The organism is Saccharothrix sp. HUAS TT1 (genome assembly GCF_040744945.1).
In the GTDB taxonomy this organism is placed as follows: domain Bacteria; phylum Actinomycetota; class Actinomycetes; order Mycobacteriales; family Pseudonocardiaceae; genus Actinosynnema.
Genome location: NZ_CP160453.1, coordinates 1,282,691 through 1,303,710, shown reverse-complemented (window position 1 = coordinate 1,303,710; position 21,020 = coordinate 1,282,691). Strand labels below are relative to the sequence as shown.

Sequence of the window (21,020 nt, the reverse complement as noted above, 5' to 3'; positions counted from 1 at the left end):
GCTTGACCGGCGGGGGCATGTGTAATCTATGCGTCGTAGCCGAGGGCTCCGGGAGGCTTCGCCTAGTCTGGTCTATGGCGCCGCACTGCTAATGCGGTTTGGGTTTATCGCCCATCCCGGGTTCAAATCCCGGAGCCTCCGCAACACCCGGTCTCGGCCGGGTGACAACTGAAGAACGATGCGCTCGTAGCTCAACGGATAGAGCATCTGACTACGGATCAGAAGGTTGCAGGTTCGAATCCTGCCGAGCGCACCAGGGCAGTACGGATCAGGGCCTCCTTCCAGGAATGGAACGAGGCCCTGATTGCGTGTGCCGGTCTGGTGGAGTCGTTGTTGCCCGGCGAATGGCTGCCGTCCTGAGCGACTAGGCCGCGCCCGTGTCCCTCCGGGCGGTGGGCAGGGTTGCCGAACCGAGGGCGCTCTCCAGTTGCTCCCACCGCGTGACCAGGTCCGACATCATGAGCATCAGCACCTCGGGGAAGGCGTACAGGAAGCTCTGGTACCGGTAGTGGTCCAGGTAGAGCACCACGACGTCGTCGCTGAGCGCCGTGACGGACGTGGTGCGGGCCTTGAAGAACAGGTCGTGGTGGCCGAGCAGGGCGCCCCGGCCCAGCACCGCGCGTTCGTAGATGCCGCCGAAGTCCACCTCCACCTCACCGCTCGCGACGAGGAACACGCCGTGCGCGGCCTCGTCCTCCCGGCAGAGGGAGTCACCCGTCGCGAAGGGGATCTCGTCGAACATCGAGGCGAGCGTTTCCAGCTCCGGGTCGCCCAGCGACGCGAACAGCCGCACGCCGTGGGGGTCGACGCCCTGCCGCAGGCACGCAACCCGCTCGGCCAGCTCGCGCTCGGCGATGTGCGTCATCCGCATCCGCGCGAAGCGCAGCACCCGGTCGTTGTCGCGCGACCGGCGGCGGGACGTGCCGGCGCTCGGCGGGGTGTAGACGGTGGAGTCCCCGCTGATCCGCGCGGCTTCGCGGCGGCCGGTCTCGTAGGCGCTGTGCACGCAGCCCCAGTGGTAGGGGTTGGTGCCCTCGCCGGCGAAGAACAGCCGGTCGCCGACCGGTTCGGCGAGCGTGGCGATGTCCTTGGCCGACGCGTCGACGCCGATGCAGGTGTAGGAGCCGAAGGAGAACGGGTCGCCGGCCCACGCGGTGCGCGAGATGCGCTCGGGCTCGGGCGCGCCGGCGCCGAAGATGTCCTTGACGACGGTGGTCGCGTAGGCGGTGACGTCCTCGTCGGACCAGGTCTCCGCCTCACGGCCGAGCGACGCGCCGAGCAGCATCACCAGCACCGGCTTGCCGTGGGACTTCCACATGCTGATGACGACCGTCGGGTAGCGGTCCGTGTCGCGGCACAGGTAGCCGAAGACGTACTGGTCCCTCGGCCAGAACGGCTCGCGGTAGTGCAGGGCGATCTTGTTGAGGGTGCCGAAGCCCAGCCGGGCGATCGCCGACCGCTTCGCCTCGGGCAGCGGGGGCTCGAAGCGCACCACGTCGGCCTTGAGCACCCCGAGCGGCACGGTCACCAGCACCTTGTCCGCCTCGAAGTCGCCCCGGTCGGTGGTGACGCGCACCGGCCCGGCGGTGGTGTCGACCCCGGTGACGACGTGGCCCGTCCTGACGTCCAGCCCCTCGGCCAGGGCGTCGACCACCGACTGGTAGCCCTGGTGCAGGGTGCTGTCGCCGTAGCCGTAGACCAGGTAGCCGTCCTCCCAGAACTTCAGGGACAGCTTGTCCGGGTCCTCGGCGACGTCCTCGCGCAGGATCACGTTGAGGTGGTAGCGGACCGCCTGCTCGTCCTCGGGCGTCAGCCGGCGCTCGGCGAGCACCTGCCGGACGGCCTCGCCGAGCGGGGTGTCCGGGTGCTGCTCCTTGCGCGCCACGGCGGCCCGCCGCTCCAGCTCGTGCAGCACGTCGTCGGCCAGCCGCAGGGTGCGGCTCTTGTGCCGGTGGTTCGCCAGGCGGTGGTCCGCGCCGAACAGGTCCAGGCTGTCGAAGCCGCCGGTGTAGGAGCTGTCGCCGCCCACGTAGCTGTAGGGGATGCCCAGGTCCTCGACCAGCTCGGTGATCGGGTTGCCGTCCGTGCCGTGGATCCAGTGCGCGCCGAGGTCGACCCCGTCCTCGTCGGTCCAGATCCGCCCGCCGACGCGGTCGCGCGCCTCCAGGACGGTGACGGGGTGGCCGAGCTCGCGCAACGCCCGCGCCGCGACGAGCCCGGCCATCCCGGCGCCCACGACCAGGACGCCGGCCGCGACGTCCGCGTCGGATCTTCCTGCCATGGGCAGAATTGTCAGCCCGTCACCGCGAGCCCGGACAGTCCCGGATCGTGTGTCTGAAATTCACCCGTCCTGTTGAAACAGTGCGGGAATCGATCATCGGTGCATGGTCCAGTGCTTGGCGATCCAGCCCGCTTGGCGCTCCGTCAGGTCCACGTGCAGCTCCTCGTCCTGGAGCCTGCGGTACTCCGGGTAGTCGGCGACGGTCCCGGAGACGTCGATGGTGTGCCGCTGCGGGTGCACGGCGAGGTGGCCGAGGTCGAAGAGGCGGTGCACGTCGCGCCGGAGCAGGAGCCCGCCCTGGTCGTGGTGCCGACCGTCGGCGGCGAAGCTGGTCAGGTGGGCTCCTTCGAGCGCGGCGTGCGGCGTGGGGCCGGTGAACGCGCACGTGTCGCCGTACTCCGCCAGCAGCCGGTTGCGGAACGCGGCCTGCCCTCGCCGGACCCGCACGACGGCCGTGGTGTGGCCGCCCACCAGCTTGGTGGCCAGGGCCGCCTCGACCGGCGAAAGGCTCGGTCGGCCGGGCGCCGCCCGCACGGCGTCCCGGAACCTCGGGTAGTCGAGCTGGCGGATGCTGAGCTGCGACTTCGGCAGCGTGCACAGCCCGCGCAGCCGGTCACCGGTCAGCTCTCCCGCGAGGTCCACCCAGGCGACGTCGTGGTGGGACCGGTAGGTGGTGACGACCCCCTTGGTGGTCTCCACCTCCTCGAACGTGCCGGTGCACTTGTAGCACCGGTAGGCCGGGTCCTCGGTCTTGCGGAACTTGATGCTCGCCCTGCCGCAGTGCGGGCAGCGGTGGAGGGCCTTCTCCTCCTCGCCGGTGACGATCTTCTCGATCACCGAGGCGCCCAGCAGGACCTCCTTGTCCCACAGCACGATCACGTCGCCCACCCGCGGCAGCTTGTGGTTGGGGACCGAGCTGTCCCAGCTGTAGTGCGCCGCCTGCACGTCGTCCCCCTCACGATGACGGAACCGCTTACGCGGAGGTCATCGTGACGCGCCCGCACCGTGTTCCGCACCCTGTTTGCACGGCGGAGGGGTCTCGTCGCACTCGGGGGTATGGATGAGCAGCTTCCTTCTCCTCAGCCGCCTGCCGCCGACCACGTGCCCGGACGTCCCTCGGGTGCCGTTTCCACAGTTTCGATCTTGGTGAACGTGATCAGCGTCGGGTTCGGGGGCCTCTACCTCAGCACCAGGTCCCTCACCGTGACGGTGGTCGGAGCGGTGGTCGTCGTCCTGCTGGCGGTCGCGGTGCTCCGCGGTGAGCGGAAGGGCTTGTAGGCGGAGGGGTTTGTAGCTCGATCGGGTGAGTCCCTGCACGTCGGCCGTCCCCCGCCGCTCTTCCTCCCTGTCGGGAGAGAGGCGGGGGACGTGGGGAGCAGCGGGGAATTCGACGAGTTCTTCCGTCGGCAGCTGGCGCCGCTCGTGGCGTTCGTGAGGCGGGCGGGGTTCGGGGTGGAGCAGAGCAAGGACGCGGCGCAGGAAGCGATGACCAGGGCGTACCAGGAGTGGAGCGGGCTGCGGTCGCCGCGGGCGTGGGTGCGCACGGTGGCGTACCGCGCGGCGATCGTGGAGAGCGCACGTGCTCAGGAGGGGGTGTTGCGGGCTGTTTCGGGTGGCTGGACGGTGTCCACCCACCACGACCCGGACGTCGTCACCCTGGGGGAGGAGCACGAGCGGTTGCTGGAGGCGTTGGCGTCGTTGCCGGACCGGCAGCGGCTGGTGCTGGCGTGGCACCTCGACGGGTTCGACTACCTGGAGATCGCCGACCACCTCGACACGTCCCCCACGACGGTGCGGTCCAACCTGCGCCACGCGCGCAACGCGCTCAAAGCCCGATTCGCGACCAGGACGCGGTGAGAGGAGGACTGCGGTGAACGGCAAGACCGATCGGTCGGACGGCGAGGACGGGTTCGACAGCTGGCTGGCCGCGGCCAGCGGGGACCTGACCCTGGCGACCGGCCGGGTCCTCGACGTCGAGGGGATGTTGACCACCGTCAAGCGGCGGGCGGTGGTCGACCTCCGGTCCGCCCGGCGCGAGCGGGACCTGGCGCGGGGGGCGGCGAGCGCGGTCACGGGGGCGTTGGCGCTCAAACCCCTGCCGGCGCCCAAGTCCCCGCTGGCGCCCAGGCCTCCGGAATGGCGGGCGGAGGTCCTGCGGATGCCCGGCAGCGGAGACCCGCCCGAGGGGGCGCGCGCCGATCCGCGGCACGGTCTGGAGCACTACGTGGAACGGGCCGTGGCCGGTGATCGCCGCGCGGTCGAGGACCTGCTCCGGGAGGTCCGGCCCCTGGTCCTGCGGTACGTCCGCGTCCGCGTCGAACGCGGTGGCGCGACCGGCGTCTGCGCGGACGACCTGGCGCAGGACGTGTGCCTGGCCCTGCTGGAAGCCCTGCCCGGCTACCACGGGCAGGGCAGGCCCTTCCTCGCCTTCGTCCACGGGATCGCGGCGCGCCGGGTCGCGAGCGCCCGTCGGGCCGCGGCCCGCGATCCGGAGACGCCCGTGCCCGTCGTGCCGGACGAAGCGGCCGGCGAGGACCCGGGGGAGCGGGTGCTGCGGGGTGGGGTGGCCGCCCTGCTGGAGGCCCTGCCGGAGAAGCAGCGCGAGGTGGTCCTGCTCCGGGTGGTGTCCGGCCTGTCGACCGAGGAGACCGCCGCTGCGGTCGGGTCGACGCCGGGCGCGGTGCGGGTCGCGCAACGGCGGGCGCTGGCCAGGCTGCGGTCCGCGGGGAGGGAGCGCTGAGGGCGAAGGTCCTTGACACGATGCCGAGGTCAGCGCGCTGACCTGCCTCGGGCACGTCGTGGTGCTCCTGGCGCGAGCCGGGAACGGTCCGTAGCGGTGCCGGCGGTGGGCGCCCACCGCCGGCACCGCGGGTTCACCAGGGCGACGGGGCCGGCGGCGGGACGGCGGTCGGGCGGTCGTCGCACGTGATCGTGTTCGGCAGCAGCCACGGTGCGAGCCAGCCGTCGTTGCCGCCGAGGTCGGTCAGCGCGAACTCCGAGCCGGTGGCCGGGAAGTTGAACGAGCCGCAGTTGTTCACCGGCACCGCGCCGACGTTGCGGGCGTCCACGTCCTCGAACGTCGCCGAGCCGGACGCCCGCGCGCTCACCACCGACGTGCCGGTCCCGTCCACCCGGACGCCCTTGAAGTGCACGTTCTCGATGGAGTGCTGGTCCTTCACCGACCACTCGCTGACCAGCACGACCGCGTTGTAGGTGCTGTCCAGGAAGTGCGCGCCGACCACCCGCACGTCGGCGTCGATGTCCCGCTCCAGCGCGTAGAACCAGATCGCGCCGAGCCCGATCCGCCAGTTCAGCTCGAACGTCCCGGCCCGCACGGTGGTGTTGTCGGTGATCAGCACCTGCCCGGTGAACGGCTGCGCGCCGAACCGCGACCCGAGCTGGATGCCGCTGCCCTCGCGCACCGGGTCGGCGACCAGGTTGCCGACCAGCGCGTTGTCCGTGCCGCCGTACAGCGCGATCCCGTTGGCCAGCACGGGCGACTGCACGGTGTTGCGCTCGAACCGGTTGCCGACGTCCTGCTGGTGCTCCGACCACATGGCCAGCCCGTCGTCACCGGTGTTGCGGACGAAGTTGTTGCGCACCACCGACCCGGTGACTCCGGTGTGGAGGTTCAGCGCGTCGGCGACCTGGTCCACCACGACGTTGTCGGTGACGGACAGGTTCGACATGGGCCCGTCCAGCCACAGCCCGACCTTGGTGTGCTGGATGTGCAGGCCGCTGACGGTCGAGTCGCTGAGCGCGCCGCCGATCCCGTTGACCTGGTCGGTGTCCACGCGCTCCCGCACGTCGCCCTGGATGGCGAACCCGCGCAGGTGGACGTTGCGGCTGCCGCCCTCGGCCGCCGGCTTGCCGTAGAAGCCGACGCCGGTGCGCGTGGAGCCGTCCGGCGCGGGCGCGGGCAGGACGACCTCGCGGCCCCTGACCACGGTGTGCCAATTGCCCGCGCCCTCGATGGTCACGTCGTCCACGACGATGTGCCGGTTGACCTGGAACGTCCCCGGCGGCAGGTACACCGGCAGCCGGTGCCGCTTGGCGAACGCGATGGCGCGGTCGAACGCGGCGGCCGAGTCGCGCCGGCCGGTCGGGTCGGCGCCGAACAGCAGCACGTTGGCCGCGACCGGGGTGACGCGCGGCGGGGCCACCAGCTCGGAGTCCAGCAGGTCGATCACGGTCCACGCGGCGTTCGTGCCGGTCGGCGCGGTGAGCCGGACGCGGTCGCCCGCGCGGTGCGTGCGCCCGAGCTTCAGGCGCTGCTCGTCGTAGAAGTGGTGCGGCCGGAACGGCTTGGCGACGACCGGCGTCGGCGTGGTCTGCGACGGCACGCAGGCGCACTCGGTGATCCACCAGTCCGGGTGCAGCAGGTCGGCGTTCGGGTCGTTGGTGAACGGGTACTGGTTGTACAGCCACGCGTACTGCGAGGTGAGCGTCATCGTCCTGCGGTGCCCGCCGTTCACCGTGACGTCCAGCGGCGCGGTGATGCCGCCGCCGTTCGGCGCGTCCGGGATGCTGTAGCGGACGGTGATCGCGTTGGCGGCCTTCGGCAGGGTGAACTCGACGTGCTGGCCGGGCGCGAGCCGGACCGCCTTCCGGCCGGACGCCTCGGACGGCAGCGTGTAGGCCGTGCGGTCGGGCCCGATGACCGTGCCGGTCGTGGTGGCGTTCTCCGCTTCCTGCTCCACGAAGGCGACGTCCGCGCCCCGGCCGGCGACCAGCGCCGGGTCCAGCGCGGCCCGCGTGACGACGGGCGCGGGTGCGGGCGTGCGCGCGGGCTCGGCGTCGGCCGCCGCCGGCACGCCGAGGCCCACGGCCGCCGCCAGCACGACTGTGAACCACCGTCTGACACCGCTGCGCACCATGGGGACTCGTTTCTCTCGCGTCGGCAGGGCGAGGAGACCCTAGGCGGGCTGTGGGCCGAGTCACAAGAGCTTGTCAGGTAATTACATGCTTCTGTCGTCTGCTTGCGTTGACGGATGAACTGCTTGCAGTGACTTGCGCAAGTTCGGACTGGCGCGTTCTTCAGGGTTGTCGGTGGGTGTTCGGCGTATGCTCGACGCGGGGTCGCGAGGAGTCGCCGTCGATTCTCACACGGATCACGTTGCTCCTCGCGTGCAGCTCGGGCGCATTTCGTTGCAGTTCCGAGTCACTACGTTTCATCGTCCGTCCCTGGTTGCGCGCCCGGCATCGGCTGCACATGATGGTTGCAGTCACGCGGGATTCGGCGGCACTGCGCTGCACGGCACAGAGGGGGAGAAGACGTGGATCTCGTATTCGAGCCGTTCTTCTTCGACTGCTCGCCCGACAGGCGATCGCGCCCGTCGGCCGGCGCGCGGTGGCTGCTGTCGGTATTCGTCGACGCCGCCCGCCACCACTGCCCGCACCTGCTCGCCAAGCCCGCCGCGTCACGCCGGTGCACCCGTGACCGGATCGGTGCGGAAAGCGTGATCACCGGACCCGGACGGATGGCGCCCGCCGCGTACCTGCTGCCGTTGGCCGGTGACGCCCGGCGGTGCGGTTATTGCGCCGAAGAGCTTTCCAGCCGGGCGGGCGCGGTGTTCGCGGACCTGGTCGATAGAATTTTCTCACCGATGTCGGCGATTGCTTTCGTCGTGCACGGGCGCGGGGTTCGGCGCGGGGTGCGCGCGTCGCTGCCGTCAGCCGTACGCCTGCTGCTGTTGCTCGATGAGGTCGACTGGTGCGACCGGTGGGGTGCGGGTGGTTCCGGCGGATGGGGCGCCTTGAGCGCGCACCCGGTCGGAACGGTGCTCTCGCCGGTGTCGATGAGTCCTTCGCGGGTCGACCCGGGTGTGGCCGGAAGTCTGGTGCCGGACGAGTTCGCGCGGCGGTCCGCGGCCCGGCGGTCCTCACCGGAGACCTCTGCCGATCGTGGTCGAACGTCGCTGCCTGGTGCGGTCCGGAGCGGAGCGGTGTTACCCGACTCGGAGTTCGATCCGGCCGTGGAGCCGCCCGCTGCTCGAAGGTTGTTCGCGTTCGATGACGACGCCCCGCGTGCCGATCCCGGGACGGGCGCACGTCCGCGTCGCCGGGTCCGAACCGCCGTTTCCCGAGCCCGTTCCGGCGCGGCGTCCGCGCCGCCGTCCTACCGCCGTCCGGCCGGAGCACCGCGGCCGGGCGGTGCTGGTGCGCCGGCGAAACCCTTGAGCGCGGGTCGGTGGTCGACCACCCCGCCGCTCGGGCGCGTGCCGGCCGTCCTCACCGCCCCGTCGGGCTCGGGCGTTCGCCGCGGCACCCCACCCAGCGGACGTGACCGCTGACCCAGAACTCCCGCGCACCGGTGGCGCGCGGGTTCCGGTCGCTCCGGTTCTGTTGGTCCAGGCGGGCGTCGGGCAGGCAAGTTGAACATTCTCCGACAGCATCAGGCGGGGATATCAACGGAAAGGCCCTCTGTTGCAGCAGGGGGCCTTTCGCGTTGCCCCGTCCGATGGGGCGCAATATTGCGGTTTTCGACCTTCCGGTTCCGTCATGGTGGTTGCCCGGCCCGAGCAGCGGCTAAACCTGTTGTTCCCGCTGCACCAACCGATCGTTGTATCCGTTGGTAATGCACGTCGCCCGGTGTCGCGATCCGGCGTCAATCCGTTTCATAAGCTGTTCGGTTCTTTTCGCGGCTGCCTCCTTCGTTGCCACTGTCCGGTCCTCTCGGGCATCCTGGCCGGACAACCGGTATTCGTCTCTGCAAAGACGGGGTTGAGGGCGCCGCAGGCGCCCGAGCAGACGGAGGGCGCTTGTCGCCGGCAGTCCCGCCTGGACCGACAATTTCACAGTGGAACGGAGCGAACATGGAAAGAAGGGTGTCGGCCGCCGCGCTGACGCTGCTCTTCTACCTCTCCTTGTTGGTGGCGTTGATCGCGCTGCACCACGACCTCGACACCGCGCTGACCGCAGCCAGCGCCGCGGCCGTGGTGGCCGCGGAAGTGGTTCACCGCCTCCTCGGTGGGACGGACGGCCCTCCGTCCGGCGGGCTGCCCGCCCGGCTGGACCCGGTGCGGTAACCGGCGTCGGCATCCCCGCCACCCCGCGGACGCCCTCCCCGAGGGCGTCTGCGGTTCCCCCGGTCAAGGAGAAGTCGATGAGCAGCACGCACCCCAACGCGGTCGCCGCGCACGGCGACGACCAAGACGAAGAGCTCCCCACCGGGCTGAGCGCCGAGCAAGCCGTGGCCGATTTCGCCGTCGGGCTGCAGCGGGTGAAGCGCCGGGCCGGTGATCCGCCCTACCGGGTGCTGTCCAAGAGCATCGGGTGCTCGGCGGCGACCATCACAAGAGCGCTGCACGGGCAGACGCAACCCACGTGGGAGTTCACCGAGAAGTTCCTCCTCGCGTGCGGCGCCACCGCGGAGGTGTTGCCGCAGTGGCGGGCCCGCTGGGCCGGGGTGCGCGACCTGGCCCGGCCACTGGCCGCCGGCGCCGAGGAGCCGGAGCCCGACCGGGAGGTCGCGCAGCACTGCTCCACCTGCGGCGCCGTGGTGGGCGACCAGGTCAAGCACCGGCGTTGGCACGAGGAGTACCGACCCGGTCCGCCGGACGACGGCGGGGCCACGGTCCGCCGGTTGTTCGGCTAGGACGGCGGCGGGGTTCGACCGGGTCCGTCCCCGCGACGGGACCCCGGTCGGACCCCGCTCAGCCGACCTCGGCCAGCACGCCGTCGGTGAACGCGGGCCACGCCGCCACGGCCCAGTCGCCGAACTTCCGGTCGGTCAGCGCCACGCACGCCACGCCGGCGTCCGGGTCGACCCACAGGAACGTGCCGCTCTGCCCGAAGTGCCCGACCGTGCGCGGCGAGCTGGTCGAACCCGTCCAGTGCGGCGACTTCCCGGCCCGGACCTCGAACCCGAGCCCCCAGTCGTTCTCCTTCTGCACCCCGTAACCCGGCAGCACGCCGCGCAACCCCGGGAACACCACCGCCGTCGCCTCCGCCACCAGCCCGGCGGACACCAGCCGCGGCGCCTGCAGCTCGGCGGCGAACCGGACCAGGTCGGCCACCGTCGACGTGCCGCCCGCGCCCGCCGAGCCGTCCAGCGTGGACGACGTCATGCCCAGGGGCTCGAACACCGCCTCCGCCAGGTACCGGTCGAACGGGATGTCGGTCGCCTCCCGCACGACGTCCGCGAGCACGCCGAACCCGGTGTTGGAGTAGATCCGCTTCGCCCCCGGCGCGGCCTGGACGTCGTCCGAGTCGAACGCCAGCCCGGACGCGTGCGCGATCAGGTGCCGCACCGTCGAGCCCTCCGGCCCGGCGGGCCGGTCCCACTCGACCGCGCCCTCCTCCACCGCCACCAGCACCGCGTACGACGTCAGCAGCTTGGTCACCGACGCCAGCGGGAAGCGGTGGTCGACCGGTCCGCACGTGCCGAGCACGTCACCCCGCGCGTCGACCACGGCCGCCGCCGCAGTCTCCACCGGCCACGACGACACCGCCTGCAAGCTCTCCATGCCGCAGACTCTGCCACGTGTCCCCCAGAGAGCTGGTCGTGCTCGGCACCGCGAGCCAGGTGCCGACGCGCACCCGCAACCACAACGGCTACCTGCTGCGCTGGGACGCCGAGGGCTTCCTGTTCGACCCCGGTGACGGCACCCAGCGGCAGATGGTCCGGGCCGGCGTCGCGGCCACCGACGTGACCAGGCTGTTCATCACGCACTTCCACGGCGACCACTGCCTCGGCGTGCCGGGCGTGGTGCAGCGCCTGTCGCTGGACCGCGTGCCGCACACCGTGCACGCGCACTTCCCGGCCGAGGGCGAGCGGTTCTTCGAGCACCTGCGGCACGCCAGCTCGTTCCACGAGGTCGCCGACGTCAGCGCCCACCCGATCACCGGGCCGGGCACGATCGCCGAGGGGCGGTTCGGCCGGCTGGAGGCGCGCCGGCTCGACCACTCGCTGCCCGCCTACGGCTACCGACTGGTCGAGCCGGACGGCCGCACGATGGTCCCGGAGCGGCTGGCCGCCCGCGGCATCCGGGGCGCGGCCGTCCGCGACCTGCGACCGCCGCTGCTGGACGAGGTCAGCGTGCCGCGCCGGGGCCAGCGGTTCGCGTTCGTCATGGACACCCGGCTGTGCGACGGCGTGTTCGAGCTGGCCGACGGCGCCGACATGCTGGTCATCGAGTCGACCTACCTGCACGCCGACGAAGCGCTCGCGGTCGAGCACGGGCACCTCACCGCCCGCCAGGCGGCCGGGGTCGCGGCCGAGTGCGGTGTGCGCAAGCTCGTCCTCACCCACTTCTCGCAGCGCTACACCGACCCGCGCGCGTTCCACGACGAGGCCGCCGAGGTGTTCGGCGGCGACGTCGTGGTCGCCGCCGACCTCGACCGGGTGCCGCTGCCGAAGCGGCGGGCGACCCCGACGACCTGAGCCGGTCGAAGCGGCGGACGAAACCGCGGTCGAAGCGGCGGACGGCCCCGGTCAGGTCCGGTGCGGGCCCTCGGTCGCCCACTGGTCGCGGACCAGCGCGTCCAGGCCCGACGACGTCGGCTCCCAGCCCCACGCGCGCAGCCGGGTCGTGTCCGCGCGCAGCTCGCGCACCTCGCCGGGGTGCGCGGGCCGCCGCACGACCGGCACCTCCCGGCCCGCCGCCCGGCCGACCTCGGCCAGCACGTCGGCCACGCTGGCGGGCGTCGCGCCGACGTTGACCGCCGCGTACCCCTCCTCCGCGCGCTCCACCGCCGCCACGAACGCCCGCGCCACGTCCCGCACGTGCACGAAGTCCCGCACCGCCGACCCGTCGCCGAACACCTCCATCGACGGCAGCCGCCCGGCCGCCGCCCCGCACGCCCTGGTGATCACGCGCGTGTCGTCCCGGTCGCCGCCGCCGGCGACGTTGAACAGCCGCAGCGCCACCCCGCTCACCCGGCCCGCGGCGGCGGCCCACGACAGCACGTCCTCGGCGGCGGCCTTGGAGGCCGCGTAGGGGTTGGCCGGCGCGCGCGGGCAGTCCTCGTCGATCACCGGGACCCCGGCCGCCCCGTACACCGCGGCCGTGGACGCGAGCACGAACCGGGGCGGTGGCGAGCGGAGCAGGTTCACCGTCCCGCCGACGTTCACGTCGTAGTACCGCACCGGGTCCTCGAACGACTCGCGCACCCGCGCGAGGGCCGCCAGGTGCACGACGGCGTCGTGCCCGGCGAGCCCTCCGGGCGACCGGACGTCACCTGAAAAGGGGATGGGGGTGTGCCCGGCGGCGGCCAGTTCCGCCAAGACCACCCGTCCGACGTACCCGGTGGACCCGGTGACCAGAACGCGCATGGCGACATCCCAGCACGTGACGGGTCCGGAACCCGCTCGAAACTCCACGCAAATTCACCCTAAAGGTGGGGACCAGCGGGGCCGATACAACCCAAGTGAGTTACCCGCATCCAGCGACGCACACGAGCATCGAGGGCGTTCTCGCCGAGCACGCCGTGCACGAGGCCAAGCGGCAGCGGTTCCTGGAGACCGCCGCCGCCATCGTGGCCGCCGCGCCCCCGTCGGTCGACGACACGCTGCTGGGCCTGCTGCTCCCGTTCCCCCGGGCCAAGGGTCCACGCGCCTTCCTCAACCGGGTTGACCAGGTCCTTCGCGACGCCGCTCGATGATCTCGCGCGGTCGTCCCTGATCCCATCGGCAAGTTTCATCCGGTCGTTGCCGGACCGTGCTGGGCCGATCCCATCGCCTGCCTCTACAGTGCGTGGCACCCGGCGCTCGCCGGTTGTCTCGTCTGCTTCTCATAAAGCGAGTTCTCGGCGATGGATCACGTCCTTTCCGCGCTCCAAGCGCGCCTCGGAAACCTGTTCGGCGACCGGTTGGTCGTGCTCGCGGGCGGCACCCGGTTGAGCAGTCGCGCCGGCGAGCTGCACCAGCTCGGCGCCCGCCACACGCTCGTGCTGTCGACGGACGACCACGCACCGCTGCACGACTCGGGCGTGGCCCGCTGGGTGCCGCTCGGCATCGCGGGCGGGTTCGTCGCGGTCGAGCAGAACCGGCTCACCAGGCTGCTCACCTCGCCCGGCCGCCGGGTCCGCGAGGTGCTGGCCGACTTCGACCCGCTCGGCGAGGCGCTGGTGATCAGCACCCCGTACGTGCACACGGCCGAGTTCGCCGGTCGACCGGTGATCAACGCCCGCCGCCCCGAGTGGGTCGAGCTGGAGAACAAGACCACGATCGACGGGCTGTGGGACGAGCTGTCCGCGCCGCGCGCGCCCGCCGTCGTGCTCGGCCTCGACTTCGAGGGCCTGTGGGCGGCCACCCGGCAGCTGGACCGCGGCGCGGGCGTCGTCTGGTCCGGCGACGGCCCGGCGATCAACGGCGGCGCGAACTTCGTCCGCCGCGTCCGCGACCGGCAGGAGGCGCAGGAAGCCTTCGACGTGCTCGCGGCCAAGTGCGACTTCGTCCGGGTGATGCCGTTCCTGGAGGGCATCCCGGTCAGCGTGCACGGGATCGTCTTCCCGGACGGCACCGCCGTGCTGCGGCCGATCGAGATGGTCGTGCCGCGCCGCGCCGGCCAGGCCCGGTTCCTGTACGCGGGCTGCGCCTCGTACTACGACCCGCCCGGCTGGATCCGCGAGGAGATGCGCAACCTGGCCCGCCGGGTCGGCGAGCGGCTGCGCGAGTCGGTCGACTACCGCGGCACGTTCACCCTGGACGGCATCGCGACCGCCGACGGCTTCCTGCCCACCGAGATCAACACCCGGTACGGCGGCGCGATGGTGTGCTTCGAGGACGCCCTCCCGCAGCTGCCGCTGGCCCTGGTCCAGGTGGCCCTGGTCGCCGGGCACGACCTCGGCGTGTCGTCCATCGAGTTCGAGGAGCTGCTGGTCTCGGCCGCGGACGACTACCGGCACGGCTCGGTCGGCGCGAACGTGCGCGCGGTCCAGCCGACCGAGGTGGTCGAGCGGTCGATCGTGTTCACCGAGTGGTCGTGCCGGTTCGCCCACCCGGACGAGTCGCCGCACGGCGTGCTGCGCCTGCGCCCGTCGCCGCTGGGCGCGCGGCTGGAGCTGGACTTCTACGCCGACCAGCTGCCGCTCGGCCGCCCGGTGGCGGCGTTGACCGTGGCCGCGTTCGCCCTGGCCGACCAGGAGTGGGGCACCGCCCTCGGCCCGCTGGAACCGGCCGTGCCGGTCACCGACGACGAGGTCGCCGCCCCGGTCGTGGAGCCGGCCGCCGTCACGGCGTGATCGTCGCGCCTTCCTGGTCGTCGCCGTACGCGGCCAGGAAGGCGTACCGGTAGCCCATCAGCTGCAGGGTCACCGCGTTCGGCTGGTGGGGCGGGTAGGCCCGGTCCCGGTGCGCGCGCAGCAGGTCGGGGTGGCACTGCGCCACCGCGCGCAGCACCGCGGGCGTCACCGGCATGTCGGTGACCAGGTGCAGCGCCACCCGGGCGGCCAGCGCCAGCAGCCGCGGCGAGCGCTCGGCCGAGGCGATGGCCTCCGCCACGTCCGCCACGTGCCGCGGCACGACCTCGGGCACCGCGATGGCCAGCGCCATCGAGCACGCGACCTCCGCGCCCGCCAGCGCGTCGAAGATCTTCGGCGCGCGCTTGGCCACCTCGTACCGCGTCTGCGTCAGCCAGTCCGGCGGCCGGCGGGGCAGCTCGCGCCCCAGCGCGTTCCAGCGGCGGCGGGTGCGCTTGCCCTCGTCGGTGAAACCCGCGCCGGCCAACGCCATCGCGGCGAGCATGAAGATCACCCGATCGCGGCTGTCCGCGGGCACCCGGTAGCTCGCGCCCAGCTCCACCAGGAACGGCACGGCCCACACGCTCGCCTCGGACACGGTGTCGTCGACCAGCAGCCGGTCCGCGAGGGCTTGGCAGGCGGTCTCGCGCGCCGCCCTCTCACCCTCCACGACGCGGCGCAGCAGCTCGTCCACGCCCGCCCCGTGGGCGAGCACCGACCACGGCATGTCCTCCAGTCCCCGCAACGGGTCCGGCCGCTGCCAAGCAGGTGGGAGCTCCATGGCGGGAAACCTACGGGATCCGGCGCGCCGGTACCGGCGGGATCACTCGCCGGTGGGGCGGGTGACCACCGTACGATCACGCGGTGCGCGGAGCTGCCTTCAAAGTCGTCGACCTGTTCTCCGGGGCCGGTGGCATGAGCCTCGGCTTCCAGGCGCACCGGGACTTCACCATCGTCGGCGCGGCCGACGCGCAGATCGGCAAGCCGTCGTCCCGGCTCGGGTCGTTGCGCTGCAACGGGATCTACCGCGACAACATCGGCGTCGACCCGTTGCAGGTGGACCTCGGCCGGCTCGACCCGGCCGTGCTGCGGCAGGTGTGGAACCTCCAGCGCGGCGAGCTGGACGTGCTGGTGGCGTGCCCGCCGTGCTCCGGCTTCACCAGGATCGCGCCGGCCAACCACCTGCGCGACGACCCGCGCAACTCGCTGGTCGGCCGGGTCGCCGCCTACGTGGCCGAGTTCCGGCCGCGGGTGCTGGTGCTGGAGAACGCGCGCGAGCTGGTCAAGGGCAAGCAGCGGCACCACCTGGACGGGCTGGCCGAGCAGCTGCTCGAACTCGGGTACGAAGTGGACGCGAGCACGCACATGCTGTCCCGCTTCGGCTTGCCGCAGCTGCGCGAGCGGGCGATGGTCGTGGCGGTGGACTCGGGCGTGCCGCTGCGCACGCTGGAGGACCTGTGGCAGGGCTGGGAGGTCCGGCCGGGCGCGGTGACCGTGCGGCGCGCGATCGGCAAGCTGCCGACCGTGGCGGCGGGCGAGGCGCACCCCGAGGACGCGATGCACGTGTCGCCGTCGTTCCGCCGGGACCGGTCGCTGGACCGGATGCGGGCCATCCCGGCCGACGGCGGCTCGTGGGGCGACCTGGTCGGCTCGCCGGCCGAGCTGCTGCTGAACCCGGCCCAGCGCAAGATCATCGAAGAGGGCAAGTGGGGTTCGCACCCCGACGTGTACGGGCGGATGTGGTGGGACGAGCCCGCGCGCACGATCAAGCGCGAGTGCGGGCACGTCGGCAACGGCCGGTACGCGCACCCGGAGCAGCACCGGCTGTGCACGGTCCGGGAGATGGCGCTGCTCCAGGGGTTCCCGCGGCGGTTCCGGTTCGACGTGTCGGTGATCGGCAACGCGTACCGGCACCTGGGCGACGCCGTGCCGCCGTTGATCTCGTTCCAGCTCGCGTCGCTGGTGAAGTGGATGCTGACCGGCCAGGCGCCGACCGCGCGGGACCTGTGCCTGCCGGGCACGTCGCTGCGGCCGGGCGACGTCCGCCCGGTCACGCCGTCCGCTTTGGTGGCGTAGATCACCGTTTGGCAACGGTGTGGCGTCGAAACCGGGTCGGCACGTATTACGTGCAATCCACTGTGGACCGTCTGAGCTGCGCAAACGTCGGCGTGTTCGGGGTTCCGAGGCTGTTTCGAACGCTGTCGAAGCCGGTCGCGCGACTCCATTCCCGACGGCGCGTCGAGTTCGAGGATCATCCACAGTGGACCTGTCGGGGGTGTTTCCGCTGCTGGCCGCCGGTGTCCATTCCCGTGTGGGCCTCACTCGATTGAGTGAACACGATCGGCTACTGTTCGCCTGATTCCTGTCGTCTCGGTGTCGGAGCGCTCTGCCAAGTAGCTCCCCGGACGGCACGGACCGCCGCCTTGAACCACACCAACGGGCTACCCTCGCGAGCCTCAAGGAGACAAATGGCATCCCGGTCGACTGTCAAGCGCCTCGGCGCTGCGATCCTCGGCGCCTCGCTCGTGCTGATGTCCGCCCTCCCGGCCTCCGCCGACGAGGTCAAGGTGCAGCCGTACGACGGCGCCAACGAGCCCGGCATGGGTCTCTACCTCGAACGTGACGGCAAGGTCCTCGACAACGACGAGGACAAGGAGGGCGTGCAGGCGTTCAACGCCAGCCTGATCGGCCTGCGCCTCCAGGACGGCGACGACAGCCAGACCGCCAAGGCATACTGCGTCGAGCTGCCGACCCCGCTGCAGGACGGCACGCCGCTGGCCGAGGTGCCGTGGGGCGAGCACCCCAACCCCGACACCAAGTTCAAGGAGAACGCGGCCAAGGTCAACTGGGTGCTGCAGAACAGCTACCCGGCGCTCTCGGTCGAGGACGCGTACAAGCTCTACGGGCTCGACCCGAAGAACAAGCGCAGCATCCTGATCGCCGCCACGCAGGCGGCCGTGTGGCACTTCAGCGACGGCGTGGACCTGCGTGAGAACGACTCCACCACCGAGGACGAGAACGTCCACGGCGGTTCCGTCGACGACCTGGTCTTCAAGGTCTACGACTACCTCACCAGCAAGGCCGAGGACCTGGCCGAGCCCAAGCCGACCCTGTCCATCGAGCCGGGCGAGCTGAGCGGCAAGGCGGGCGAGAAGATCGGCCCGTTCACCGTCGCGACCACGGCCTCCGAGGCCGTGCTGACCGCGGAGCTGCCCGAGGGCGTCACCATCGTGGACGCCGAGGGCAACGAGCTGCCGACCGCCGACCCGAACGCCCGCAGCGCCGCGCAGGCCACGAACGTGGCCGAGGTGTGGGTGAAGGTCGACGCGGGCGTCGAGCCCGGCGAGGTCGAGTTCACCGTCTCGGCCGAGGCCAAGCTGCGCAGCGGCCGGCTGTTCGTGTCGAGCGACAGCCGGCAGAAGACCCAGTCGCTGATCATCGCCAAGTCCGAGAACTTCCCGGTCAAGGCGAAGGCCAAGGCGAAGTGGGTCGAGGGCACGGTCGTGACCACGACCACCGAGGCCACCCCCACCACCACGACCACGACGACGACCACCACCACGTCCGAGGCGCCGGTCACCAGCACCACGGTCCCGGCCGGTGGCGGCGGTGACGACGACCTGGCCAACACCGGTGCGTCCATCTTCGTGCCGCTGCTGATCGGCCTCGGCCTGCTCGGCGCCGGCGCGGCCGCGCTGGTGCTCGTGCGTCGCAAGCGCACCGCCTGATCGCTCCGGAAGACCGCGACGGCCCCCCGGGACTGACCCGGGGGGCCGTTCCGCGTCCGCCGCGGGACTGGGGGCGGGCGGTCGATTCGGGTAGCCTGCCCCAGGAGTGCGAAGGAGCACGATGAACTTCGACGAGATCAAGAGCAAGGCGTCCGAACTGCACGAATCGGCTGCCGAGGCGGCCAAGGACCTCTCCCCGGGTGATGCGTGAACTCGTTCAACACAGCTGAGCGCGCCACCCCGGCCGGGGAGGCCCGCGCCGCGTCCGCGCAGATGGTGACCTGGCAGGGCTACGACGTGCCCAGGCTGGAGCAGGTGCGCTTCCTGCTCTCGGAGCGCAAGCTCCGCGCCTCGGGCCGCCTGGTGACCGCGGGTCCCGCCGAGCAGTTCAGCGGGTCGTTCGAGGTGTCGGTCGGCGAGACCGGCGCCGTCACCCGCCTGCTGCTGCGGACCGCCACGGTGTCGGAGGAGCGGCAGATCTCGGTCAGCCGCTCGTCGGAGGGCATCTGGCTGGTCGACTCGGGGCAGGGCGCCGAGCGCGCGGACTTCGACGGCGCGGTGGACGTGGACGTGCAGTTCGCCGTCCTGTTCAACGCCATCCCGATCCGCAGGCTCAACCTGCAGCAGGAGGAGGGCGACCACGAGATCCCGGTGGTCTACGTGACCCTGCCCGACCTGTCGGTGCAACTGGTCCGCCAGCGCTACCGCACGGTGTCGATCGGCGAGGACCGCTCGGTCGTCTCGTTCACGCACGGCGAGTTCGAGCAGGACATCACCGTCGACCGGACCGGCCTGGTGGTCGACTACCCCCGCATCGCCTACCGGATCTGACGCCCCGCCGGTCGCACCGCCCCCCGGCGACGCGACCGGCGGTCCCGCTCCCGGCGTCCGGTGACGACATCGGGTGAGCAATCGTTTGCCCGCCGTGCGAGCGCGCAACGATCGTCGGGTGAGCGCACACGTCTTCGTCGATGAGTCCCGTCGTTCCAGCTACCTGCTGGTGGCGGCCTACGTGCCGACCAGGCAACTCCTGCCCATCCGCGCGGTCATGCGCGGCCTGTGCCTCTCCGGCGAGCGGCGCGTGCACTTCCAGGCCGAGAACGACAGCCGGCGGCGCAGGGTCGTGGCCCGGCTGGTCGAGCAGTCGCTCCGGGTGCGTATCTACACCGGACGGGGCCGCCAGGACGCGGTCCGCGCCGCGCTGCTGCGCGAGCTGGTCGCCGAGGTGCTGGACGCGGGGGCCCGCAGGTTGGTGATCGAATCGCGCGGCGTCGCCCGCGATCGCGACGACCGCCGCGAGATCGTCGGAACGCTCCAGCGGCTCCGCGCGCCCGGCGACGCCCTGTCCTACGAGCACTTCCGACCGCACGAGGACCCGGCGCTGTGGATCCCGGACGCCGTGGCGTGGTGCTTCGGCGCCGGGGGCGACTGGCGTCGTCGGGTCGAACCGCTGGTCGACAAGGTCGTCGACTGCGGCGAGGTGTCGCGCGGGAGGGTCTGAACAACGCGAAACCCGGGCGCCCGTCGTCCGGCGGGATCCTGCCCGGGTTCACTTCCTCGGCCTAGCGACCTCGGCTGCGGTCCACTCTACCAACCGGGACCGCGACCGCGCTGTCGCTCGATCAGGCGATCACACCCGCACGGCGATCGCCATGCCCTGACCCACCCCGACGCACGCCGTCGCCACGCCCAGGCCACCGCCCCGCGCCCGCAGGTGCCGGCACAGGTCGACCACCACGCGCGGGAACGAGGCGCCCAGCGGGTGGCCGTACGCGATGGCGCCGCCGTGCACGTTCACCTTCTCCCGGTCCACCTCCGGCAGGTGGTGCAGCACCGACAGCGCCATCGCCGCGAACGCCTCGTTGACCTCCCACAGGTCGACCTGCCCGACGTCGATCCGCAACCGCCCGAGCAGCTTGCGCACCGCCGACACCGGGGCCAGGGTGAACCGCTGCGGGTCCTCCGCCGTCACCGCCGACCCCAGGAACTCGCCCAGCGGCGTCACCCCCAACGACGACGCCACGTCCTCCGACCCCATCAGCAACGCCGCCGCGCCGTCGCTCAACGGCGACGAGTTGCCCGCCGTCACCGGCCCGCTGTCGGAGAACGCCGGCTTCAGCTTCGCCAGCTTGTCCGCCGACGTCTCCGGCCGCACGGACTCGTCCCGCCGCACCGGCGCGCCGTCCCGCAGCTGCACGGGGAACGCGAACCCGTCGTGCACCCCCGCGTCCCAGGCCGCCGACGCCCGCCGGTGCGACCGCAGCGCGAACTGGTCCATCTGCTCCCGGCCGATCCCCAGCCCCACCGCGACGTCCTCCGCCGCGCGCCCCAGCGGCACGGTCCACTCGGCCTTCATCCGGGGGTTCACCAGCCGCCACCCGAGCGCCGTGGACACCGACTCCAACCGGTCGGCGAACGGCCGGTCCGGTCGCGGCACCACGAACGGCGCCCGCGTCATGCCCTCCACGCCACCGGCGACCAGCAGCGAGGCGTCACCCAGCGCCAACGCCCGCGCCGCCTGCACGATCGCCTCGCCGCCCGACGCGCACAGCCGGTTCAGCGCCACCCCCGGCACCGACGTCGGCAGCCCGGCCAGCAGCGCGGCCATCCGCCCGACGTTGCGGTTCTCCTCGCCCGCGCCGTTGGTGTTGCCCAGCAGCACGTCGTCGACCGACGCCGGGTCGAGCCCGGGGTGCCGCCGCAGCAGCTCCACGATCGGCAGCGCGGCCAGGTCGTCCACCCGAACGCCGGCCAGCCCGCCGCGATAACGGCCGAACGGGGTGCGGGCGGCGTCGAGGATCAAGGGGCGCGGCATGCGCCCCATCCTC

General features: G+C 72.2%; 20 protein-coding genes and 2 tRNA genes. 15 read left to right on the top strand and 7 right to left on the bottom strand.

Going from position 1 to position 21,020, the window contains the following annotated elements:
- Nucleotides 1-51 precede the first annotated feature (51 nt).
- Nucleotides 52-141: transfer RNA gene (locus AB0F89_RS06415), tRNA-Ser, on the top strand.
- 39 nt (nt 142-180) lie between these two features.
- Nucleotides 181-256: transfer RNA gene (locus tag AB0F89_RS06410), tRNA-Arg, on the top strand.
- Between the two features lie 108 nt (nt 257-364).
- On the opposite strand, the gene AB0F89_RS06405 is transcribed toward AB0F89_RS06410, so the two are convergent.
- Both AB0F89_RS06405 and AB0F89_RS06400 read right to left on the bottom strand, forming a co-directional pair.
- Nucleotides 365-2,281, bottom strand: a complete 1,917-nt coding sequence (locus AB0F89_RS06405; RefSeq protein ID WP_367133524.1) for an FAD-dependent oxidoreductase — start codon at nt 2,279-2,281, stop codon at nt 365-367.
- 93 nt (nt 2,282-2,374) lie between these two features.
- Nucleotides 2,375-3,226 (bottom strand): HNH endonuclease, encoded by an 852-nt coding sequence (locus AB0F89_RS06400; protein ID WP_367133522.1) that lies wholly within the window; start codon nt 3,224-3,226, stop codon nt 2,375-2,377.
- Nucleotides 3,227-3,424: 198 nt separating this feature from the next.
- On the opposite strand from AB0F89_RS06400, the gene AB0F89_RS06395 reads away from it, so the two are divergent.
- The 3 genes from AB0F89_RS06395 (at nt 3,425) to shbA (ending at nt 5,021) form a co-directional block, all read left to right on the top strand.
- On the top strand, nt 3,425-3,559 hold the full coding sequence (locus AB0F89_RS06395; RefSeq protein ID WP_367133520.1) for a hypothetical protein: 135 nt from the start codon (nt 3,425-3,427) through the stop codon (nt 3,557-3,559).
- 90 nt (nt 3,560-3,649) lie between these two features.
- Nucleotides 3,650-4,138, top strand: a complete 489-nt coding sequence (locus AB0F89_RS06390) for an RNA polymerase sigma factor (RefSeq protein ID WP_367133518.1) — start codon at nt 3,650-3,652, stop codon at nt 4,136-4,138.
- A 301-nt stretch (nt 4,139-4,439) separates the two neighbouring features.
- Nucleotides 4,440-5,021, top strand: coding sequence for an RNA polymerase sigma factor ShbA (shbA, locus tag AB0F89_RS06385; RefSeq protein ID WP_367138737.1), 582 nt, complete (start codon nt 4,440-4,442; stop codon nt 5,019-5,021).
- A 133-nt stretch (nt 5,022-5,154) separates the two neighbouring features.
- Here the strand turns inward: shbA and AB0F89_RS06380 are convergent, their stop codons facing one another.
- Entirely contained in the window at nt 5,155-7,158 is a 2,004-nt protein-coding gene (locus AB0F89_RS06380) for a glycosyl hydrolase family 28-related protein (protein WP_367133516.1), read from the bottom strand.
- 399 nt (nt 7,159-7,557) lie between these two features.
- Here AB0F89_RS06380 and AB0F89_RS06375 point away from each other — a divergent pair, with 399 nt between their 5' ends.
- From AB0F89_RS06375 to AB0F89_RS06365, 3 genes are all read left to right on the top strand, one after another.
- A complete protein-coding gene (locus tag AB0F89_RS06375) occupies nt 7,558-8,574 on the top strand; it encodes a hypothetical protein (RefSeq protein WP_367133514.1) in 1,017 nt (338 codons plus the stop codon).
- Nucleotides 8,575-9,096: 522 nt separating this feature from the next.
- Nucleotides 9,097-9,309 (top strand): hypothetical protein, encoded by a 213-nt coding sequence (locus AB0F89_RS06370; protein WP_367133512.1) that lies wholly within the window; start codon nt 9,097-9,099, stop codon nt 9,307-9,309.
- 77 nt (nt 9,310-9,386) lie between these two features.
- Nucleotides 9,387-9,878, top strand: a complete 492-nt coding sequence (locus AB0F89_RS06365) for a hypothetical protein (RefSeq protein WP_367133510.1) — start codon at nt 9,387-9,389, stop codon at nt 9,876-9,878.
- Between the two features lie 58 nt (nt 9,879-9,936).
- On the opposite strand, the gene AB0F89_RS06360 is transcribed toward AB0F89_RS06365, so the two are convergent.
- Nucleotides 9,937-10,749 (bottom strand): serine hydrolase domain-containing protein, encoded by an 813-nt coding sequence (locus AB0F89_RS06360; protein WP_367133508.1) that lies wholly within the window; start codon nt 10,747-10,749, stop codon nt 9,937-9,939.
- A 17-nt stretch (nt 10,750-10,766) separates the two neighbouring features.
- On the opposite strand from AB0F89_RS06360, the gene AB0F89_RS06355 reads away from it, so the two are divergent.
- On the top strand, nt 10,767-11,666 hold the full coding sequence (locus AB0F89_RS06355) for a ribonuclease Z (protein ID WP_367133506.1): 900 nt from the start codon (nt 10,767-10,769) through the stop codon (nt 11,664-11,666).
- Nucleotides 11,667-11,717: 51 nt separating this feature from the next.
- On the opposite strand, the gene AB0F89_RS06350 is transcribed toward AB0F89_RS06355, so the two are convergent.
- Nucleotides 11,718-12,557, bottom strand: a complete 840-nt coding sequence (locus AB0F89_RS06350) for an NAD-dependent epimerase/dehydratase family protein (protein ID WP_367133504.1) — start codon at nt 12,555-12,557, stop codon at nt 11,718-11,720.
- 95 nt (nt 12,558-12,652) lie between these two features.
- Between AB0F89_RS06350 and AB0F89_RS06345 the strand changes: the two genes are divergently transcribed.
- Together AB0F89_RS06345 and AB0F89_RS06340 are read left to right on the top strand one after the other, a co-directional pair.
- Nucleotides 12,653-12,886: a hypothetical protein gene (locus AB0F89_RS06345; protein WP_367133503.1), complete on the top strand. Its 234-nt coding sequence runs from the start codon at nt 12,653-12,655 to the stop codon at nt 12,884-12,886.
- A 150-nt stretch (nt 12,887-13,036) separates the two neighbouring features.
- Nucleotides 13,037-14,467 carry a hypothetical protein gene (locus tag AB0F89_RS06340; RefSeq protein WP_367133501.1) on the top strand — a complete coding sequence of 477 codons (1,431 nt, stop codon included), beginning with the start codon at nt 13,037-13,039 and terminating at the stop codon, nt 14,465-14,467.
- On the opposite strand, the gene AB0F89_RS06335 is transcribed toward AB0F89_RS06340, so the two are convergent.
- Entirely contained in the window at nt 14,457-15,245 is a 789-nt protein-coding gene (locus AB0F89_RS06335) for a hypothetical protein (protein ID WP_367133499.1), read from the bottom strand. The genes AB0F89_RS06340 and AB0F89_RS06335 overlap by 11 nt on opposite strands.
- Before the next feature lie 83 nt (nt 15,246-15,328).
- Here AB0F89_RS06335 and AB0F89_RS06330 point away from each other — a divergent pair, with 83 nt between their 5' ends.
- The 4 genes from AB0F89_RS06330 to AB0F89_RS06315 all read left to right on the top strand — a co-directional run bounded on the left by AB0F89_RS06330 (nt 15,329) and on the right by AB0F89_RS06315 (nt 19,693).
- Entirely contained in the window at nt 15,329-16,540 is a 1,212-nt protein-coding gene (locus AB0F89_RS06330) for a DNA cytosine methyltransferase (protein WP_367133497.1), read from the top strand.
- Nucleotides 16,541-16,932: 392 nt separating this feature from the next.
- Nucleotides 16,933-18,192, top strand: a complete 1,260-nt coding sequence (locus AB0F89_RS06325; protein ID WP_367133495.1) for a thioester domain-containing protein — start codon at nt 16,933-16,935, stop codon at nt 18,190-18,192.
- A 207-nt stretch (nt 18,193-18,399) separates the two neighbouring features.
- Nucleotides 18,400-19,023, top strand: a complete 624-nt coding sequence (locus tag AB0F89_RS06320; RefSeq protein ID WP_367133493.1) for a putative glycolipid-binding domain-containing protein — start codon at nt 18,400-18,402, stop codon at nt 19,021-19,023.
- Between the two features lie 118 nt (nt 19,024-19,141).
- Nucleotides 19,142-19,693, top strand: coding sequence for a hypothetical protein (locus AB0F89_RS06315; RefSeq protein WP_367133491.1), 552 nt, complete (start codon nt 19,142-19,144; stop codon nt 19,691-19,693).
- Nucleotides 19,694-19,822: 129 nt separating this feature from the next.
- On the opposite strand, the gene AB0F89_RS06310 is transcribed toward AB0F89_RS06315, so the two are convergent.
- Nucleotides 19,823-21,007: an acetyl-CoA C-acyltransferase gene (locus AB0F89_RS06310; protein WP_367133489.1), complete on the bottom strand. Its 1,185-nt coding sequence runs from the start codon at nt 21,005-21,007 to the stop codon at nt 19,823-19,825.
- Between the last annotated feature and the right edge of the window lie 13 nt (nt 21,008-21,020).